The organism is Nonomuraea sp. NPDC052129, from assembly GCF_040680095.1.
Lineage (GTDB): Bacteria > Actinomycetota > Actinomycetes > Streptosporangiales > Streptosporangiaceae > Nonomuraea.
In genome coordinates this window covers 12,614-31,162 of the sequence record NZ_JBFAVX010000052.1, presented here as the reverse complement: position 1 = coordinate 31,162, position 18,549 = coordinate 12,614, and the positions used below count along the sequence as shown (strand labels likewise).

At 69.8% G+C, this 18,549-nt stretch carries 18 protein-coding genes; 10 read left to right on the top strand and 8 right to left on the bottom strand.

Annotated features, from left to right (window positions below; all coding sequences use genetic code 11):
• Positions 1–17 precede the first annotated feature (17 nt).
• Entirely contained in the window at positions 18–680 is a 663-nt protein-coding gene (locus AB0L53_RS55800; protein WP_357939658.1) for a Crp/Fnr family transcriptional regulator, read from the top strand.
• 51 nt (positions 681–731) lie between these two features.
• Entirely contained in the window at positions 732–2,159 is a 1,428-nt protein-coding gene (locus AB0L53_RS55795; protein ID WP_364014116.1) for an MFS transporter, read from the top strand.
• Between the two features lie 89 nt (positions 2,160–2,248).
• Here the strand turns inward: AB0L53_RS55795 and AB0L53_RS55790 are convergent, their stop codons facing one another.
• Entirely contained in the window at positions 2,249–2,998 is a 750-nt protein-coding gene (locus AB0L53_RS55790; protein ID WP_364014113.1) for a methylenetetrahydrofolate reductase, read from the bottom strand.
• A gap of 10 nt (positions 2,999–3,008) precedes the next feature.
• Positions 3,009–3,665, bottom strand: a complete 657-nt coding sequence (locus AB0L53_RS55785; RefSeq protein ID WP_364014194.1) for a TetR family transcriptional regulator — start codon at positions 3,663–3,665, stop codon at positions 3,009–3,011.
• 69 nt (positions 3,666–3,734) lie between these two features.
• On the opposite strand from AB0L53_RS55785, the gene AB0L53_RS55780 reads away from it, so the two are divergent.
• Positions 3,735–5,162: an MFS transporter gene (locus AB0L53_RS55780; protein WP_364014110.1), complete on the top strand. Its 1,428-nt coding sequence runs from the start codon at positions 3,735–3,737 to the stop codon at positions 5,160–5,162.
• A gap of 19 nt (positions 5,163–5,181) precedes the next feature.
• On the opposite strand, the gene AB0L53_RS55775 is transcribed toward AB0L53_RS55780, so the two are convergent.
• The gene (locus AB0L53_RS55775) at positions 5,182–7,059 is read right to left on the bottom strand and encodes an ABC transporter ATP-binding protein (RefSeq protein ID WP_364014107.1); all 1,878 of its coding nucleotides are present in this window, start codon (positions 7,057–7,059) and stop codon (positions 5,182–5,184) included.
• A gap of 34 nt (positions 7,060–7,093) precedes the next feature.
• On the bottom strand, positions 7,094–9,094 hold the full coding sequence (locus AB0L53_RS55770; RefSeq protein WP_364014105.1) for a PhoX family phosphatase: 2,001 nt from the start codon (positions 9,092–9,094) through the stop codon (positions 7,094–7,096).
• A gap of 196 nt (positions 9,095–9,290) precedes the next feature.
• Here AB0L53_RS55770 and AB0L53_RS55765 point away from each other — a divergent pair, with 196 nt between their 5' ends.
• Complete coding sequence (locus tag AB0L53_RS55765; protein ID WP_357939646.1) at positions 9,291–9,701, top strand: sterol carrier family protein; 411 nt, start codon at positions 9,291–9,293, stop codon at positions 9,699–9,701.
• Here the strand turns inward: AB0L53_RS55765 and AB0L53_RS55760 are convergent.
• Entirely contained in the window at positions 9,698–10,699 is a 1,002-nt protein-coding gene (locus AB0L53_RS55760) for a DUF4190 domain-containing protein (protein WP_364014102.1), read from the bottom strand. The two genes, AB0L53_RS55765 and AB0L53_RS55760, sit on opposite strands and share 4 nt — an antisense overlap.
• Before the next feature lie 142 nt (positions 10,700–10,841).
• Between AB0L53_RS55760 and AB0L53_RS55755 the strand changes: the two genes are divergently transcribed.
• The 4 genes from AB0L53_RS55755 (at position 10,842) to purM (ending at position 14,595) form a co-directional block, all read left to right on the top strand.
• The gene (locus AB0L53_RS55755) at positions 10,842–11,246 is read left to right on the top strand and encodes a MarR family transcriptional regulator (protein WP_364014099.1); all 405 of its coding nucleotides are present in this window, start codon (positions 10,842–10,844) and stop codon (positions 11,244–11,246) included.
• A 94-nt stretch (positions 11,247–11,340) separates the two neighbouring features.
• Positions 11,341–12,087, top strand: a complete 747-nt coding sequence (locus tag AB0L53_RS55750; RefSeq protein WP_364014097.1) for an SDR family NAD(P)-dependent oxidoreductase — start codon at positions 11,341–11,343, stop codon at positions 12,085–12,087.
• A 49-nt stretch (positions 12,088–12,136) separates the two neighbouring features.
• The gene (purF, locus tag AB0L53_RS55745; protein ID WP_364014094.1) at positions 12,137–13,573 is read left to right on the top strand and encodes an amidophosphoribosyltransferase; all 1,437 of its coding nucleotides are present in this window, start codon (positions 12,137–12,139) and stop codon (positions 13,571–13,573) included.
• Entirely contained in the window at positions 13,570–14,595 is a 1,026-nt protein-coding gene (gene purM / locus AB0L53_RS55740; protein WP_364014091.1) for a phosphoribosylformylglycinamidine cyclo-ligase, read from the top strand. Before purF ends, purM begins: the two co-directional genes overlap by 4 nt.
• A gap of 244 nt (positions 14,596–14,839) precedes the next feature.
• Here the strand turns inward: purM and AB0L53_RS55735 are convergent, their stop codons facing one another.
• Together AB0L53_RS55735 and AB0L53_RS55730 are read right to left on the bottom strand one after the other, a co-directional pair.
• The gene (locus tag AB0L53_RS55735) at positions 14,840–15,055 is read right to left on the bottom strand and encodes a DUF3073 domain-containing protein (RefSeq protein WP_357939634.1); all 216 of its coding nucleotides are present in this window, start codon (positions 15,053–15,055) and stop codon (positions 14,840–14,842) included.
• A 151-nt stretch (positions 15,056–15,206) separates the two neighbouring features.
• Positions 15,207–16,286 carry a Glu/Leu/Phe/Val dehydrogenase dimerization domain-containing protein gene (locus tag AB0L53_RS55730; RefSeq protein ID WP_364014087.1) on the bottom strand — a complete coding sequence of 360 codons (1,080 nt, stop codon included), beginning with the start codon at positions 16,284–16,286 and terminating at the stop codon, positions 15,207–15,209.
• Positions 16,287–16,393: 107 nt separating this feature from the next.
• On the opposite strand from AB0L53_RS55730, the gene AB0L53_RS55725 reads away from it, so the two are divergent.
• Positions 16,394–17,257, top strand: a complete 864-nt coding sequence (locus AB0L53_RS55725) for a hypothetical protein (RefSeq protein WP_357939630.1) — start codon at positions 16,394–16,396, stop codon at positions 17,255–17,257.
• 322 nt (positions 17,258–17,579) lie between these two features.
• On the top strand, positions 17,580–17,783 hold the full coding sequence (bldC, locus tag AB0L53_RS55720; protein ID WP_013133571.1) for a developmental transcriptional regulator BldC: 204 nt from the start codon (positions 17,580–17,582) through the stop codon (positions 17,781–17,783).
• Positions 17,784–17,919: 136 nt separating this feature from the next.
• On the opposite strand, the gene AB0L53_RS55715 is transcribed toward bldC, so the two are convergent.
• Positions 17,920–18,531, bottom strand: a complete 612-nt coding sequence (locus AB0L53_RS55715) for a TetR/AcrR family transcriptional regulator (RefSeq protein WP_364014084.1) — start codon at positions 18,529–18,531, stop codon at positions 17,920–17,922.
• Positions 18,532–18,549: the final 18 nt, after the last annotated feature.

Genomic DNA, 18,549 nt, shown 5'->3' with positions numbered 1-18,549 from the left:
ACCGACATAATCGGCGCATGAACCCAGATCCCGGCGAGTTCCTCTCCATGCTCACAGCCGACGAGGTCGAGGAAATGCGCGCCGCGGGACGACCTCGCAGGTGGGAGCGCGGGACGACCGTGATGAGCGAGGGCGACACCTCCGACTGGGTGCTCGTCCTGACCGAGGGCCGGGTGAAGGTCTCGTCGCACACGAGCAGCGGCACCGAGGTGGTGCTGGCCGTACGCGGGCCGGGCGGGCTGCTCGGGGAGATGTCGGCCATCGACGGCTCACCGCGGTCGGCCACGGTCACCGCGCTGGAGCCGATCGCGGGCATCGTGGTCCGCGACTTCCCCGCGTTCCTGCAGGCCCATGGGCGCATCGCCGTACTGCTCATGCAGCTGGTGACGGGACGGCTACGCGACGCGGACCGGAAGCGGATCGAGTACGGGGCGTTCGACACGACGGGCCGGGTGGCGACCCGGCTGATCGAGCTGGCCGAGCGCTACGGCGAGAAGACCAACAGCGGCGTACGCGTGGCGCTGCCGCTCTCCCAGGACGAGCTGGCCGGGTGGACCGGGGCCTCGCGCGAGGCCGTCAGCAAGGCGCTGCGGCTGCTACGGGACCGCGGGCTGATCGAGACCGGGCGGCGGCGCGTGGTGATCCACGATCTTGACGGGTTGCGCAAGCGGGCCAGGTAACCCCCTCCCCCACGACAAATCGGACGTACGTCGTACGTCATAGTGGACCGCATGCCCCTCGCGTACGACGACCGCCTCCGTTACGCCTGGCGCGTGTGCTCGGTCACCAGTCTCGGTCTCGTCCTCATCGGCATCGCGGGCAGCACCCTGAACGTCGCGTTGCCCACCGTGGTCCGGCACTTCCACGCGAGCCCGTTCGAATCCGGCTGGATACTGCTGGCGTTCCTGCTGGTCAACACCGCGAGCCTGGTGTTCTTCGGCCGGGTGGCGGACCTGCTGGGGCGGCGGGAGATCTATCTGGCCGGGTTCGCGCTGTTCACCGTCGCCTCGCTGCTGGCCGGGCTGTCGCCGGGCGTGTGGTTCCTGGTCGCGATGCGCGTGCTGCAGGCGGTCGGCTCGGCGATGATCCTGGCCAACGGCACGGTCATCATCACCGACGCGTTCCCGCCCGACCGGCTCAGCCAGGGCATGGGCGTCTACATCGGCACCCTCTCCGTAGCGCAGCTCGCCGGGCCGACGCTGGGCGGGCTCATCGCGGACACGGCCGGCTGGCAGTGGATCTTCTGGGTGAACGTACCGGCCGGCCTGATCGCCTTCGGCTGGGGCGCGGTGATCTTACGCAAGATGCCCCGGGGTCCGCGCGAACCGGTGGACGCGCTGGGCAACGCCCTGGTGTTCGCCGCGCTCTCGGCCATCCTCATCGCCCTGTCGGAGGCGGGCTCCGCCGGGCTGTCGAGCCCTGCCGTGCTGACGGGGGTGGCGGTGTTCGCGGTGCTGGTGCCGGTGATCGCGCTGGTGGAGCGGCGGGCCGCGCATCCGGTGCTCGACCTGCGGCTGTTCGGGGAGCGGCTGCTGGCCTTCGCCAACCTGGCCTCGTTCTGCAACGCGCTGGCCCGCTCGGCGCTGATCCTGGTCGTGGCCCTGTACTTCCAGGCGGCCAGGGGCGTGGACGCCTTCACGGCCGGGCTGAGCGTGCTGCCGGTGCCGGTCGGCATGGCGGTGGCCTCGCCGCTGGCGGGCTCGCTGAAGATCTCCCCGTATGCCGTGTCGATCGGCGGCGCGCTGATGAGCGCCGTGGGACTCGGCACGCTGATGCTGACGGCGGACCCCGCCACGCCGTACTGGATCATCGGGGTCGGCCTCTTCGTGGCCGGGTGCGGGAGTGGCACGTTCCTGACCGGCAACACCACGCAGGTCATGCGGGCGCTGCCTCGCGGCAGCCTGGGGGTGGTCAACGGGTTCCGGGTGATGATCATGAACATGGGGATCGTGATCAGCGTGGGCGTGTCACTGAGCGTCCTGGCCGGCTCGGTGGGGCCCGCCGAACGGGCCCAGGTGTACGCGGGGACGCTGGCCAAGCTGTCGCCGGTGGCGGTGGGGCAGGTGATGCACGGGTTCGAGCGAACGTACGCGATGCTGTTCGCCGTCGCCCTGACGGGCGCCTTGTTCGCGGCGCTGGCCCGGCCGCGACCGTCGTGACGATCAAGCCGAGATGCTCGCGATCCAGCGCTTCATGGGCGTCACACCGGACGCGCACGAGGCCTCCGAGGTGACCGCGAGCAGCGGCCTCAGCGGAAAGCCGCGGCCAGCCGAGATTCCACGTCGCGGTAGCGGCTGACCGGGATCAGGTGGACGCCGTCGAAGGCGCCCGAGTCGCGGATGGCCAGGACCTGTTCGCAGGCCGCGTCCACGCCCGCCATGCGGTCGGCCGCCACCGCGTGGATCAGCCGGTCGGGGATGGCGATGTCGGGGATGGCCGCCGCCAGAGTGCGGGCGTGGCGCTCGCTGGCCAGCACCATCACCCCCGCGTAGACCGGCACATCGACCTGGTTGGCCTCGCGCCAGCGCAGCAGGGCCTCCAGAGAGAAGCCGACCTGGAGGAACAGGAAGTCGGCCGCGCGCTTCCAGGCGGGCAGGGGACGCAGCCCGGCCGCCGCGCCGACGCGGAACCCGCCGTCGAAGTTCCTGGCCTCTTCGATCATCGAGCGGACGGTCAGGTCGCTGGTCCGGTTGCCGCTCGCCGGCTTGTCACCGTAGACGAACAGGAACTGGTCGACCCCATAGGCCGCGGCCGTCAACAGGTCGCGCTGGAAGCCGAGCAGGTTGCGGTCGCGGGAGTTGAGGCAGGCGATGCTCCGCCCGCCCATCGCCTCGACCTCGTGCGCGACGGCCACGCTGGACACGGTCGCCCGGCCGATGTGGTTGTCGGGGATGAGGAACGAGTGGGCGATCTTGCTCATCGTGCCGATCTGGTGCCGGACGTGCTTCAGGTCCGGCGTGGTGGGCGGCTCGATCTCGCAGACCAGCTCGAAAGTCATGCCGAGCACCCTAACGTCTGGCCGCCAAAGCCTCCACGCCGCTGATGACCAGGTCCACGCCGAACGAGTCGTAGAAGCCGGCCGTCATCCCCTCGACCATCGGGCCCGCCATCTCCACCAGGTTCGGGTATTGGTCCGCCGGCAGGGACTCCAGGCCCAGGCGCTTCACCCGGACGATCTCGGCGATCTCCTCCGAGGTATGGCGCGAGCGGAAGTGGACCGGGGCGTCGGCGATGGAGATGGCGCTCTGCAGCAGGTATTTGGAGATCAGGCAGCACTCCTCCACGGTGAACCCCGCCGCCCGCGCCAGCCCGAGCGCCAGGTCCCAGACCGTCAGGAAGCTGGGCACCGCGCCCTGGTCCACCTGCTCCAGCACGCTCTTCGCGCACGGGTGGGCGCGCAGGACCCTGATCAGGCCCTCGACCAGCTCCCGTAGCCGGTCGGGCCACGGGCGGTCGTCCTCGCCCTCCTTGATCCCGAAGCCCAGGATCAGGTGGTCCGCCATGCCGATGAGCAGCTGGTCCTTGTTCTTGAAGTGCCAGTAGAGGGCCATCGGCGTCACGCCCAGGTCGGCCGCCAGTCGCCTGATCGTCACGGTGTCGAGCCCTTCGGCGTCACCGATCTCCAGGGCCCGCTCGACGATGGCCGCCGCGGTCAGTTTTCCCATCACGGTTGACAACTATACGACGTACAAGTTCACTATACGACGTACAAGTACGACGTATAGGAGACGAACATGGACCGGCGCTGGTGGGCGCTCACCGCGGTGACGCTCGGGACCTTCATGACCTACCTCGACAACAACCTGGCGAATGTCGCGCTGCCGACGATCCAGCGGGAGCTCGGGCTGACGATCTCCGGGCTGGAGTGGATCGTGAGCGGCTACATCCTGGTGTTCGCCGGGCTCATGCTGGTCGGCGGCAGGCTGGCCGACGTGTTCGGCGCCCGGCGGGTGTTCACGACCGGATTGGTGATCTTCACGCTGTCGTCCCTCGCCGCCGGGCTGGCCACCGACGGCACCATGCTGATCGTCGCCCGCGCCGTGCAGGGCCTCGGCGCGGCCATGCTCACACCAACGGCGCTCTCGCTGCTGACGCAGATCTTCCCCCACCCGGGCGAGCGCGGGCGGGCCGTGGGCATCTGGAGCGCGTCCGGCGCGCTGTCGATGGCGCTCGGCCCGGTGACCGGCGGCTTCATCAGCGAGCGGCTGCACTGGGGTTGGATCTACCTGATCAACGTGCCGATCGGGCTGGTCACGCTCGGCCTCGCGCTCTGGGCCGTCCGTCCCGCCTTCACCCGCGTACGGCGCGGCCTCGACCTGCCGGGCCTGGCCACCTCGGCGCTCGCGCTGTTCGCCCTCACCTACGGGCTGATCGAGGGTGACGGCGCCGGATGGACCTCGCCGGAGATCCTGACCGCCTTCGGCGTCGCGCTCGCTTCGGCGCTGGCGTTCCTGCTCGTCGAGGCGCGGTCCGCCGAACCGATGATCGACCTGTCACTGTTCAGGGCGCGGATGTTCAGCGGCGGCCTGATCACCATGGGCATCTGGTCGTTCGGCGTGTTCGGCATCTACTTCTTCAGCGCGCTCTGGCTGCAGAACGTGCTCGCCTTCTCCCCCTCCGAGGCCGGCGCCGCGTTCGTGCCGATGGCCCTGGTCATGGCGGTCACGGCGATCCTGTCGCAGCGGGTCAGCGCGCGGCTGGGCATCGGCCCGACCGTCGCGCTCGGCATGGCGCTGATGGGCGGCGCACTGTTCATGATCTCCGGGATCGGCGCCGACGGCGGGTACGGCGACGTGGCGCCCTGGTTCCTGCTGTACGGCCTGGGCGGCGGCCTGCTGGTGCCCCTGACCGCCGCGATCCTGTCCGGCATGCCCCAGGGCAGGTCGGGCGTCGCCTCTGGGGTGCTGAACGTGTCGCGCGAGGTGTTCGGGCTGCTCGGCATCACCGTCCTGGGCGCGGTCCTGAGCTCCAGGCAGAGCGCCAGTGACCGGCCGCCGCTGGCCGCCTTCCTCGACGCCTACCAGTTCACGCTGGTGCTGGCGGCCGTGCTCGTGCTGACGGCGATCCCGGTAAGCCTGTACGCCCTGCGCACCCGCCGTACGAGTGACAGCCAGACGAACCAGCCGCGAGCCGAGCGGCGGGAGCAGACGACCGCCGCCTGAGCGACCGAGCCGCACCCGCTCACGCGACCCCGACGGTGGCGGGCTCGTCGAACTGGGTGCGGTACAGCTCCTCATAGCGCCCCCCGGCGGCGAGCAGCTCGGCATGCGTACCCCGCTCGACCACCCGCCCGTCCTCGATCACCAGGATGACGTCGGCGGCGCGGATCGTGGACAGGCGGTGCGCGATCACCACGGCGGTCCTGCCCTGCAGCGCCTCACCCAGCGCCTCCTGCACGGCCGCCTCCGAGGTGGAGTCGAGCGCCGCGGTGGCCTCGTCCAGGATCACCACCCTGGGCCGGGCCAGCAACAGCCGGGCGATCGTCAGCCGCTGGCGCTCGCCGCCCGACAGCCGGTAGCCGCGCTCCCCGACCACGGTGTCGAGACCGTCGGGCAGGGACTCGATGAGCGTGGCCAGCCTGGCCCGGCCGAGCACCTCCCAAAGCTCCGTCTCATCGGCCTCGGGCCGGGCGAGCAGCAGGTTGGCCCTGATCGTCTCGTGGAACAGGTGCCCGTCCTGGGTGACCATGCCGAGCGTGTCGCGGATCGAGTCGGCGGTCAGGTCGCGGACGTCCACGCCGCCGATCTTCACGGTCCCCGAGTCGGCGTCGTACAGCCTCGGCAGGAGCTGGGCGATGGTCGACTTGCCCGCGCCCGAGGAGCCGACGAGAGCGACCATCTGGCCCGGCTCGGCCGTGAAGGAGACGCCGTGCAGCACCTCGACCCCGCCACGCGAGTCGAGGACGGCGACCTCCTCCAGCGAGGCGAGCGAGACCTTCTCGGCCGCGGGGTAGGCGAAATGTACGTCGTCGAACTCCACGGAGACCGGCCCCTCGGGGACCTGGACCGCGCCCGGCCGCTCCTTGATGAGCGGTTCGAGATCGAGCACCTCGAAGACCCGCTCGAAGCTGACCAGCGCGCTCATCACGTCCACCCGGGCGCTGGCCAGGGCGGTCAGCGGCGTGTAGAGGCGGGTGAGCAGCAGGGCCAGTGCCACGACCGAGCCGGGGTCGAGCTGGTCGCGCAGGGCGTAGAAGCCGCCGAGGCCGTACACGAGGGCCAGGGCCAGCGCGGACACCAGGGTGAGCGCGGTGACGAAGACCGACTGGGTCATGGCCGTGCGCACGCCGATGTCACGCACCCGCCTCGCCCGCGCGGCGAACTCCGCCGACTCGCGGGCGGGCCGGCCGAACAGCTTCACCAGCGTCGCTCCAGGCGCGGAGAAGCGCTCGGTCATCTGCGTGCCCATGGCCGCGTTGTGGTCGGCCGCCTCACGCCGCAGCCGGGCGATCCTGGAGCCCATCCGGCGCGCGGGCAGGACGAACACCGGCAGCAGCAACAGCGCGAGCAGCGTGATCTGCCAGGAGATCCCGATCATCACGATGAGGGTCAGCACGAGCGTCACGATGTTGCCCGCCACGCTGGACAGGGTGTCGGTGAAGGCGCGCTGCGCGCCGATCACGTCGTTGTTCAACCGGCTGACCAGGGCGCCCGTGCGGGTCCTGGTGAAGAAGGCGATCGGCATCCGCTGGACGTGGTCGAAGACCGCCGTACGCAGGTCGAGGATCAGTCCTTCGCCGAGTCCCGCCGACAGCCATCTGGTCACCAGGCCGAGCCCGGCCTCCGCCAGGGCGAGGACCGCGATCAACCCCGCCAGCCCGGCCACGATGCCGAACGCCTCACCCTTGACGATCGCGTCGACGACCCGGCCCGCGAGGACCGGCGCGACCACCGCCAAGGCCGCCATCACCACGCTTAACACCAGGAAGAGCGTCACCCGCCGCCGATGCGGCCGGGCGAAGGCGCCGACGCGACGGAGCGTCGCCCGAGACAGTGGGCGACGCTCCGTCTGGTTGTTCATCGAATACAGCTGATGCCAGGCGGTCATTTCCATGCTCATGCATGGCAGCCTAGGACCTCAACTTAACTTCAGGTCAAGCGCCGATCTTCTGGCCCTTCTCGTGCCAGACGACCGCGACCGACGGACGCGGCTGGTCGCCGTCGGGCCAGTGGCTGGCCGGCTTGTCGGGGGTGGCGCCGTCCAGCTCGCCCGGATGCTGCACCGCGACGAACACGCTGCGCTGGTCCTCGGTGACCATCGGGCCGCAGGTCTCCGCGCCGAGCGGGACCGTGAGGAACTGCCGCAGGTGCCCGCGCTCCTTGCCGCGCACGGGCATCACGAACATACCGTCGTTGCTGCCGAGCTGGTTGCCGTCGGTGGCGATCCAGAGGTTGCCGTCCCGGTCGAAGGCCACGTTGTCCGGGCAGGAGATCGGCGAGACCTTCGTCTTGTCGTAGCCGGCGAAGTAGGTCGCGGCGTCGTTCGGGTCACCGCAGACCAGCGGGATCGACCAGGCGAACGTCTTCTCCCCCGCGTCGTCGCGCCGCTCGACGATCTCCAGCACGTGGCCGTGCTTGTTGGACGGGCGCGGGTTGGCCTCGTCGACCTGCGCCGCGGTGCGGTTGGTGTTGTTGGTCAGCGCCACGTACACGCCACCGGTGACGGGGTTGCGCTCCATGTCCTCGGGGCGGTCCATCTTGGTCGCCCCCACCTTGTCGGCGGCGACGCGGGTGTAGACCAGCACCTCGGTGGCGGTCATGCCGTCCACGTACGACTTGCTGCCCGAGACCAGCGGGATCCACTGACCGGAGCCGTCGAAGGCGCCGTCGGAGGGCAGCTTGCCCGACCCGTCGATCTCGGCGGCGGGACTGTCGCCGGTGAACTTGGCGACATAGAGCGTGCCCTCGTCGAGCAGGTCCCTGTTGTGCCGGTCGTTACCGGGGATGAAGCGGTTCTTCGACACGAACTTGTAGATGTACTCGAAGCGGGAGTCGTCGCCCATGTACACGACCACGCGCCCGTCGCGGGCCAGTGTCGTGTTGGCGGCCTCGTGCTTCAGGCGGCCCAGCGCGGTCCGCTTGACGGGCGTCGAGTCGGGGTCGAACGGGTCGATCTCCACGACCCAGCCGAACCTGTTGGCCTCGTTCGGGTGCTTGGCCAGGTCGAAGCGCTCCTCGACGCGGTCGAAGCGGCGGCTGCTCGACGGGGTACCGGTGGTGATCGTGTAGCGGGAGATGTACGGCAGCTGCGCCGCCGGGACCTTGTCGCCGTTGACGAAGTACTGGTCGATGTTCTCCTCGGCCGTCAGCACGGTGCCCCACGGCGTGGATCCGCCGGAGCAGTTGTTCAGCATGCCGACGGGGGTGCGGCCCTTCGGGTCAGCGGCGGTCTTGAGCAGGTCGCTGCCCGCGGCCGGGCCGCTGAAGCGCATCGGCGTCTGGGCGGTGACGCGCCGGTTGTACCGCCTGCGGCCCGAGGTGACCAGCTTCCACTGGCCGGTGCCGCGGACGCGCTCGATCTCGACGACCGAACCGCCATGGGCGGCCAGCGCGATCTTGATCTGGTCCTCGGTGGCGGCGGCACCTGTGGTGTAGCCGCGGAACATCAGGTTCTCGTTGGTGTACTCGTGGTTCACCCAGAGCAGCCCGCGGTTGGCGCCCATCGGGAAGAGCGTGACGAAGTCGCAGTTGTACCCGAACTGCTTGGCCTGCGCCTCGGGGCTCTGCTTGTCGAAGTCGAACGCGGGAGCGTCCGCTGTCACGGGGTCGCCCCAGCGCGCGACGACGCCCGAGGTGTAGCCCTCGGCGACGGTCAGCGCGTCCTCCTTGTTCGGCGGCACGGGGGTGAAGCGGATGCCGCCCGAGGAGTGGCCCGCGAGGTCGGCCTCCGGAGGCTCCGTCGGGTCGGCCAGAGCCGGTACGGCCCCGGCGACGCCGACCCCGACGACCCCGGCGGCCAGAGCGCCCAGGGCGCCGGCGCGGAGCATGCCCCGGCGGGACATCGCCTCGGCGACCACGTCGCCGAAGTAGGTGTTGTCACTGGTGTTGGCCACGTCGTGCGCACAAGCGTTGCCGCAGCGGAACCGGCAGGTCATCGCCGATCGTCCAGATGTATGCGCGGGAAGCAGCGGTAGCAACCGGTTCGCCACAGTTCCTCCAAAAATGAGCTGTCTTACGGCGGGGACGCTACGACCGCCATCGAAACCGCAGGTGAACGAGGACCTCCGACACGATGAACGCTTTCCACGACACAATGGTCAAGTGCCTTCGCGGAAATTGGACCCGGAAAAAATGCGGGCCGCACTGGACGCCCAACTCGTGGCGCTGGACGAACCGCCCTTCGACGGACCGTCCTCGGCGCTGGCCGACGCTCTGGTCTCGGCCGTACTCGCCGCCTACGAACGGGATCTCCGGCCCGAGCGCGACGCCGCCCGGCAGGCCGTACGCCACCTGCTCGACCGGCTGGCGACCGCCGCGCCCGGCCGGACGGTGGAGGTGCGGGTGCCGCCGTACGCGGCCGTACAGGCCATCGCCGGGCCGCGCCACACACGCGGCACTCCCCCGAACGTCGTGGAGACGGACGGCCGCACCTGGATCGAGCTCGCGCTGGGCCGCCTCACCTGGGCCGAGGCCATGGCGAAGGGCGCCGTCTCAGCGAGCGGCGCCCGTGCCGACCTGTCCGGCCATCTCCCGCTCTCCTAGCGGGTGCGCCTCATCCAGGGGAACTTGCTCTCGAAGCACTGGTCGGCGAGCTGCCCGGGAAGGTGGCCGCACTCCTGGACCACGCTCCAGAACCAGATGGCCACGACGGCGAAGAGGATCAGGGCCAGGATGCTGACCGCGATGCCCGCGATGGCGCGGCCCTTGCCCACGCCCTTGCTGAGCGCGACGCAGCCGAAGACGATCGACAGGATCGCGGTGAGCAGGCCGGTGAAGCAGACGAAGACGAGGAACGGGCTGGCGACGCCCAGCACCAGCGAGGCCGTGGCCAGGCCGCTGCCGGGCGGGGCGGGCGGGCCGGCCTGGTACGGCTGGTACGGACCCCCTTGCTGGTACGAACCCCCTGGTGGGTAGGCGCCCCCTGGCGGCGGGCCGTAGCCGGGGCCACCTCCGCCGGGCGGGCCGCCGTACGGGCTGGAGGGCGAGGTGCCGGGCACGGCCGGGATGGGCTCGGTTCGAGGGGGCGGGCCCGGCGGCTGGCCTTCCCCATAGGACGGGGTCTGGGGCCCGGTTTCCCCGTACGACGGGGGCTGCGGCACGAACGACGGCCGCTCCTCCTGCGGAGACGGCGGCGGCCCACCCTGTGGCGTGGTCGGGGGCGCGGTCGGCGGCTCATGGCGCGGCGGCACACCCGGCGGCGTCGGCGGCTCATGGCGCGGGGGCTCGCCCTCGGGCGAGGTCGGCGGCTCGTAGCGCGACGGCGGCGTGGGTCCCGGTGCGCCGTTCTGGGGCTCCGCTCCTTCGTCGTCCCACCCCGGGTAGGGCGGCCGCGCGCCCGGCGCCGGAAACACCTGGGTCTCCTCCGCCTCCTCACCCTCCTGACCCTCGGCCGGACCAGGGGTCTCGGGCGCCGTGGGCAGGTCGGGGTGGAACGGCTTGCCCGGCTCGCGGCGGGGCCGCGGCTGCTCCTCCGGAGGCTCGTCCTTCGAAGGGTCGCCGTCGTTCGGGCGAGGCTGGTTCGGATCCCCAGGTGTGGTCACGTCTGCGTCTCCCGACGGGTCTGTATGCCGGATACTTCACCTTTTCGCGGCTGACATCGCCAAAACCGCGCGACACGGTAAGAGCCCGCTCATCCTTGGGTCACCATGCGCCAAAATGGCAGGCGACGGGCAAGATGAGGACATGCTGGAAGAGACCCTGACCTACGCGTTGATCATGGTCATGAAGACGAAGCGCAACCAGATGGCCGCGGCCTTGGTCCCGCTCGGCCTGCACAGCGGCCAGGAGCTGCTGCTCAACCAGCTGTGGCAGCAGGACGGCCTCACCCAGAGTGAGCTCATCCGGCGGCTGGGCGTCGAGCCGCCGACCGTCACCAAGACCATCCAGCGCCTGGAGCGGGCCGGCTTCCTGCACCGCTCGCCCGACCCCGACCGGCCACGGACGAGCCGGGTCTGGCTGACCGACATCGGCAAGGCCGTCCGCGAACCCGTGGAACAGATCTGGACCAGGATGGACGAAGAGCTGCTGAGCGCGTTCGACCCGGACGAGCGGGACATGTTCGGCCGCCTGCTGCGTGCCATGCCCTAACGACCCTTTCACTCCCAGCGAAACCGGCTTGCGGGCAGGCATCGCCATGGAGTTAGCTGGCTAATTAGTCGGCTAACAACTAAGGGAGTTCATCATGCACGTGCTCGTCACCGGCGGTTCGTCCGGCATCGGCGCGGCCACGGCCGTCGCCTACGGAGCCACGGGAGCCCGCGTCACCATCACCTACCACTCGGGCGAGGAACGGGCGGCCGAGGTGGTCAAGCGGGTGGAGCAGGCCGGGGGCAAGGCCGCGGCCATCCACCTCGATCTTGAGGACCACGCGAGCATCACCGCCGCCGTGTGGGAAGCGGGGCCCGTGGACGCGCTGGTCGCCAACGCCGTGCGCTGGGGCACGATCATGCCCAACAGCATGGCCTTCGAGGACGTACCCGCGGCTGAGTGGACGGCCGCCCTGCACGCCAACGTGGTCGGAAACGCGATCCTCGCGGGGGCCGTACTGCCCAATATGCGGCGGAACGGTTTCGGGCGGATCGTGTTCGTCTCGTCGGGTGCGGCGGAGGAGGGACTGCCGGGCCCCGGGGCGTACGGCACGGCCAAGATGGCCCTGCACGGCATGGCCCGCGCGCTGGCCTGGGAGGCCGGCAAGGACGGCATCCTGGTGAACGTCGCCGCCGCCGGATTCACCCTCACCGAGCGCGAACGGCCCGTCCCGCAGGAGGTCGCGGACGCGCTCGCCGCCCGCACGCCCACCCGGCGGCTCTCGACGGCGGACGACCTGGCGGCGCTGATCGTCTTCCTCGGCTCCGCGGCGAACCGCAACCTCACCGGAGAGATCATCCGCGACGGATCCAACGCCGGCCGGTCGGCGCACGCCCTCTGATCTGGCCCCCGGGTGCGAGCAGGGGAGCGGCCGACCTAGACTGAAGCACGTGCTGAAAGGCGACGGCCGGCTCGGCCATGACCTGGACCCCCAAGACCATGCTCCTAAAGACGCCTGCGGCGTCTTCGGTGTCTGGGCGCCAGGCGAGGAAGTCTCCAAACTCACCTACTACGGGCTGTACGCGTTGCAACACCGCGGACAGGAGTCCGCGGGCATCGCGGTCAGCGAGGGCAGCCGCATCCTCGTCTACAAGGACATGGGCCTGGTCTCCCAGGTCTTCGACGAGTCGGTGCTCGGCACCCTCAGGGGCCACCTGGCCATCGGCCACTGCCGCTACTCCACGACCGGCTCCAGTGTGTGGGAGAACGCGCAGCCCACGCTGAGCTCCACCGACGAGGGCGGCCTCGCGCTCGCCCACAACGGCAACCTGATCAACACCGCGGAGCTGGCCCAGCGGCTGGCTCCCGGGGCGACCAGGGCGACCACCGACACCGAGGTGCTCACCACGCTGCTCGCCCAGGACCGCGACCGGTCCATCGAGGACGCGGCGGCCGAGCTGCTGCCGCAGGTCAAGGGTGCCTACTCACTGGTGTTCATGGACGAGAAGACGCTCTACGCGGCCCGCGACCCGCAGGGCATCCGCCCGCTGGTCCTGGGCCGCCTGGAGCGAGGCTGGGTGGTGGCCTCCGAGACGGCCGCGCTCGACATCGTGGGCGCCACGTTCACCCGCGAGATCGAGCCCGGCGAGATGCTCACCATCGACGAGCGCGGTGTCAGGTCGCGCCGGTTCGCGCTGGCGGAGCCGAAGGGCTGCCTGTTCGAATACGTCTACCTGGCCCGCCCCGACACCACCATCGCCGGGCGCGGCATCCAGGTCACCCGGGTCGAGGTCGGCCGCGCGCTGGCCCGCGAGCACCCCGTCGAGGCCGACCTGGTCATCCCCACGCCCGAGTCGGGCACGCCCGCCGCCGTCGGCTACGCGGAAGAGAGCGGCATCCCCTACGGCCAGGGCCTGGTGAAGAACTCCTACGTCGGCCGCACCTTCATCGAGCCCTCGCAGACCATCCGGCAGCTCGGCATCAGGCTCAAGCTCAACCCGCTGCGCGAGGTCGTCGAGGGCAAGCGTCTGGTCGTCGTCGACGACTCGATCGTGCGCGGCAACACCCAGCGCGCGATCGTCAGGATGCTGCGCGAGGCCGGCGCTAGTGAGGTGCACGTACGCATCTCCTCGCCGCCCGTGGCCTGGCCCTGCTTCTACGGCATCGACTTCGCCACCAGGGCCGAGCTCATCGCCGGCTCGCTCAGCGTCGAGGAGATCCGGGCCTCGCTCGGCGCCGACTCGCTGGGCTACATCTCGCTGGAGGGCCTGACCAAGGCCACCACGATCCCCGCCGAGCGGCTGTGCCGGGCCTGCTTCGACGGCTCCTATCCCATCCCCATCGACCAGGACAACGTGGGCAAGTTCGTGTTGGAGAGCAAGGCGTGACGACGTACGAGGCCGCCGGGGTCGACATCGAGGCGGGGGAGCGCGCCGTCTCCCTGATGAAGGCCAAGGTGGCCCGCTCACGCAGGCCCGAGGTGGTCGACGACGCCAGCGGGTTCGCCGGTCTGTTCGACGCCTCGGCCCTGCTGCGCTACCAGCGCCCGCTGCTGGCCACCTCGACCGACGGCGTGGGCACCAAGGTCATGCTCGCCCAGCAATACGGCAAGCACGACACGATCGGCGTCGACCTCGTCGCCATGGTCCTCGACGACCTGGTGGTGTGCGGCGCGGAGCCGCTGTTCATGACCGACTACATCGCCTGCGGCAAGGTGGTGCCCGAGCGCATCGCCGAGATCGTGGGCGGCGTCGCCGAGGGTTGCCGGCTGGCCGGGGCGGCCCTGCTCGGCGGCGAGACCGCCGAGCACCCGGGAGCCATGGGCCCCGACGAATACGACCTGGCGGGCGCGGGCACCGGCGTCGTGGAGGCGTCGGCGATGCTCGGCGCCGACCGCGTACGGGCCGGCGACGTGGTCCTCGGCCTGGCGTCGTCGGGAGTGCACTCCAACGGCTATTCGCTGGTACGCCATGTGCTGCGCGAGTCGTCGCTGTCGCTCGACGCCGACCTGCCCGAGCTGGCCAGGCCGCTGGGCGCCGAGCTGCTGGAGCCCACCAGGATCTACTCGCTCGACTGCCTGGAGCTGGCCCGGAGGGTCGACGTCCACGCCTACGCCCACATCACCGGCGGCGGCATCGAGAGCAACCTGTCTCGCTCACTCCCCGACCACCTCGACGCCGTCCTCGACCGTTCCTCGTGGACCCCGCCACCGATCTTCTCGGTCCTGGCGGGCTATGGCGGCATCGAACAGAAGGACATGGACAAGACCTTCAACCTGGGCATCGGCATGGCCGCCATCGTCGCCCAGGAGGCAGCGGACGAGTCCATCCGCCTACTGACCGAACGCAACCAGCCCGCCTGGGTGTTGGGCGAAATCAGGGAAGGCACCGGCCAAGCCACCTACCGCTGACGCACTGGGTGGCGGGGGTTGGCGACAACACCTGCCACCTGTTGGCACCCAGACGGTTGCACCGTCTTGTAACGGCGCCCGGCCCTGTGCGGGCTCAGCGGCCGTATTCCTGGAGGCCCTCAGCCCTGTACGGCGGGTGGGGCCAGCCGGGCTTGCCGTAACCCTAAGAAGTAAAAACCCCCGACGGCAAGAAAGCGCCCCACGGGTGGGTGCCGTGGGGCGGCGCGCTCAACCGGAACAACCGTTACCGGTCGTCGGCGTCTTTGTTGCCGTAGTCGTCGGCGTAATCTGCATAGCGATCCGCCAGCTCATCGCTGAGGTCGTCGGCGGCGTCGTCATTGTCGCTGGAGTCTCCGACCCCGAGTTCATCGCGAAGACGATCAAGATCCGTGCCACCGCTGTTGTACTTCAGCTGGCGAGCAACCTTGACCTGCTTGGCCTTTGCTCGGCCGCGCCCCATTGGCTCGACCCCCTCGTGTGGGGTCGTCCCCGACCCCTCGTCGCTAACGCACCACACACTGACGCCGCCTGACTTTGGGCGTCAGCCTATCGTTCGCCTATTACCGTACCTGTTTTGTGCCCAGCTCGGTACGTCGTATGGGCGCGGGGCGTCAGCGGCCCAGCCAAATGCCCCTAATACGCCCGACTTCCGACATTCTGCGCTCGGCCAGCCTATCTGCTGCGACCGCCGGAGGGACGCCCTCGTCGGCCGCGATCCCGAAGATCTTCAGAGTCGTGTCGTAGATCTGGGTCGCCTTGGCTCTGGCACGCTCCATGTTGAAGCCCTCCAGCTCGTCGGCGACCTGGATCACGCCGCCCGAGTTGACCACGTAGTCGGGCGCGTAGAGGATGCCGCGCTCCGCGAGCTGTTTCTCCACGCCCGGATGGGCGAGCTGGTTGTTGGCCGCGCCGCAGACGATCTTGGCGCGGAGCCTGGCCGCCGAGTGGTCGTCGAGAGCCCCGCCCAGCGCGCAGGGGGCGAACACGTCGATGTCGGCTCCGGTGAGCGTCACCGCGTCGCCCACGACGTCGACCTCGGGGTGGCGCTGTCGTACGCGCTCGACCGCCTTGGGATCGACGTCACACAGGACGACATCGGCGCCGTCCTCGCGCAGCAGGTCGACCAGCCGATGGCCGACCTTGCCGACGCCCTCGACGCCGACCCGCTTGCCGCGCAGCGACGGCGAGCCGTAGACGCGCTCGGCCGAGGCGCGCATGCCCTGGTAGACACCGAAGGCGGTGAGGATCGAGGAGTCGCCCGCGCCGCCGTGCGCCGGCGTGCGGCCGATCACGTAGCGTGACTCCCTGGCGATGACGTCCATGTCCTCGCTGAAGGTGCCCACGTCACAGGCGGTGATGTAGCGCCCGCCGAGCGACTCGACGAAGCGGCCGTAGGCGCGCAGCAGCGCCTCGCTCTTGTCCCGGCGCGGGTCGCCGATGATGACGGCCTTGCCGCCGCCATGGTCGAGACCGGCCAGCGCGTTCTTGTAGGCCATGCCCTTGGCCAGGTTGAGCACGTCGGCCAGAGCCGCCTGCTCGCCCGCGTACGGATAGAACCTGGTGCCTCCCAGGGCCGGCCCGAGTGCGGTGTTGTGGATGGCGATGATGGCCCGCAGGCCGCTCTGCTCGTCGGCGCAGAACACGACCTGCTCATGGACGTCCTTATGGGACGAGCCGAAGACATCGGTCACGGTAGTGACTCCCTGTCCCGTGTCCGCCGCCCCGTTGCGGCGGATCTCGTCTATCAGCGTAGTAGCGCGACGATGCGAGCAGGTTGTCTTCATGACACGATGCCTCCGTGCTGCCCTATGCCGCTTACCTCCGGGTCTACGAGCCGCTGACCGCGTTCGCCGAGTCCGAGCGCAAGGTCTGGGCCGAGTACGCCGAATCGCGTGATCGTCCCCGCCGGGCCACCGCGCTCAACGCCGAGCACGCCGAGGCCGTCAGGCGCCTGCTCGGCATGCCGCCCCACCCGGCACCCGCGCAGGAGAGCCCCAACGCCTATCTGCGGCGCGTTGAGGACCGTCTCTATGTGTGTCCGTGGCAGACCCGGCTTCGCTCGTGGCTGGCCTTCTCAAGGCTGCGTGGCAGTACTCCCGCGAAGCTGATGGACCGGTTCGTGCCCAAGGCGATCGCCGAACAGACCGCCGACGACTTCGACCGGTACAAGCGCACCGGTGACTCCGCCGCGCTCCGCACCCACATCCGCACGACGGCGTGGCACGTGCCACCCGCGTGGTTCGTACCCTTCGACGGCAACGAGCGCTGGCTGGTGCTCGGCTCCGCGACGCCCGGACAGGACGTGACCACCACGACGGGACGCAACCTCATCTACGTCACCTCCATGGCCCAGGCCAGGAGGCGCTCCGCGCGGGCGCTGCAAGTGCTGCGCAGGCACCTGGGCGACGTGGCGGCCAACCTGGACGTGGAGGACGTGGCCAGGTGGCTGGAGGAGTTCCACCCGCACTCGCTGGTCGAGCTCGACTACGGCGGCCTGGTGCGGCTCATGAACGATGACGCTCTGCAAGCGGATCAGTCCGTCGCGGAGCTCTCAGCGGCCCTCACGGGCCTGGACACGGGTCAAGAAGAGCTTGCCTACGCCATGTATCAGAGGGTGATCCTGCGCTGGAAGTCAATGCAACTTCTGGAATCTGCCAACTGAACCCCAATACAACCGTCTGACCTGCATAAGTAGGTCATGACTCGCGGCTGCTCTCTTCTGCGAACTGAGTAGTTTGCCGTTTTCACTGCGATACCACGAAACGTGTCGCTAGAATCACCGAGCGTGACATCGCCATGTGAGCGGGCAGTTGGGTCAAAGAAGGGCTCGCAAATCGCTCTGCGTGGCGGTATGGTCACTTCGGGTGATGCCGCATATGGCTCAGAAAAGCCGCACGCTCTGGGCTATAGGGGGACATCCGTGACACGCGCAAAGGGAGTCACAGGATCGCTGAGCCGGTCCACACGGAGGAGAGGCCGCACAAATGTCAGCTCGTACACCCGAGGCCGAGCCGCTGCTCACGCCCGCTGAGGTCGCGACCATGTTCAGGGTCGACCCCAAGACCGTTACCCGGTGGGCGAAGGCAGGCAAGTTGACGTCGATTCGTACCCTCGGCGGTCACCGGCGTTACCGGGAGACCGAGGTCCGCGCACTGCTGGCGGGGATTCCGCAGCAGCGCTCGGAGTAGTGCCGAGGTCGTCACGAACCTCAGGGGGGTTGAATGGTGGGCCGTGCTGGACAGCCCGGTCCACCCAGGTGACGACGTCATGTCGTAAATGGGGAGCTGGCGCCGCCCGCCCGGCGCCATCCTTCCCGAAGGGGACCTAGGCCAGTTGTTCCTTGGTCAGCAGATCCAGCAGCCGGTTGACCTCCGGGTCATAGCCGGCGGCTACTCTGAGTAGTGAGACCATCTGGTCCACGAGCATCTTCTCGAGCGTCGGACGCTCGATGTCGCGGTGTTCCAGCCAGTCGAGGCCGGCGGTCTCCACCGACGCGATCCACGATCTCAGCGTCGTACGCAGCACCGGGCTCGGCCGCTCCACCCGCATCTGCCGCTGGATGAGCCGGAAGAGACGCTGCCGCACACCATCGACGATCTCCCCGACCTCCCCCGCCCGGTTGGCGGGGCCGCCGCGCAGCAGCGCCGCGAACCCGGCCGCGTGCTCCTCGACGAAGTCGAAGTAGCGCCCGAGCCCCAAGGCCAGCTCATCGAGAGGTCTGCCGCCGCCCTGCGGGCGCAGCCGCGACTCCAGCTGGTCGGCCGCGCTCTTCAGCGCCGCCACGTAGAGCTCCTGCTTGCCGCCGAAGTAGTGGTAGACCAGTGCCCGCGAAGCGCCGGCGGCCGAGGCCACGTCGTCGATCGAGACGTCTTCCGCGTCGCGTGTGCTGAAGAGTTCGAGGGCCGCGGCCATGAGCTCCTCGCGACGGCGATCCACGCTGAGCCTGCGCCGAGC

Bases quoted from the DNA above. Each gene is read 5' to 3' on its own strand.
- AB0L53_RS55775 (WP_364014107.1), bottom strand. From the start codon at position 7,059: ATGAGCATGGAAATGACCGCCTGGCATCAGCTGTATTCGATGAACAAC.
- AB0L53_RS55765 (WP_357939646.1), top strand. From the start codon at position 9,291: ATGCGGGCCGCACTGGACGCCCAACTCGTGGCGCTGGACGAACCGCCC.
- AB0L53_RS55795 (WP_364014116.1), top strand. From the start codon at position 732: ATGCCCCTCGCGTACGACGACCGCCTCCGTTACGCCTGGCGCGTGTGC.
- AB0L53_RS55755 (WP_364014099.1), top strand. From the start codon at position 10,842: ATGCTGGAAGAGACCCTGACCTACGCGTTGATCATGGTCATGAAGACG.
- AB0L53_RS55785 (WP_364014194.1), bottom strand. From the start codon at position 3,665: ATGGGAAAACTGACCGCGGCGGCCATCGTCGAGCGGGCCCTGGAGATC.
- AB0L53_RS55750 (WP_364014097.1), top strand. From the start codon at position 11,341: ATGCACGTGCTCGTCACCGGCGGTTCGTCCGGCATCGGCGCGGCCACG.
- AB0L53_RS55790 (WP_364014113.1), bottom strand. From the start codon at position 2,998: ATGACTTTCGAGCTGGTCTGCGAGATCGAGCCGCCCACCACGCCGGAC.
- AB0L53_RS55780 (WP_364014110.1), top strand. From the start codon at position 3,735: ATGGACCGGCGCTGGTGGGCGCTCACCGCGGTGACGCTCGGGACCTTC.
- bldC (WP_013133571.1), top strand. From the start codon at position 17,580: ATGTCAGCTCGTACACCCGAGGCCGAGCCGCTGCTCACGCCCGCTGAG.
- AB0L53_RS55800 (WP_357939658.1), top strand. From the start codon at position 18: ATGAACCCAGATCCCGGCGAGTTCCTCTCCATGCTCACAGCCGACGAG.
- AB0L53_RS55735 (WP_357939634.1), bottom strand. From the start codon at position 15,055: ATGGGGCGCGGCCGAGCAAAGGCCAAGCAGGTCAAGGTTGCTCGCCAG.
- AB0L53_RS55770 (WP_364014105.1), bottom strand. From the start codon at position 9,094: ATGACCTGCCGGTTCCGCTGCGGCAACGCTTGTGCGCACGACGTGGCC.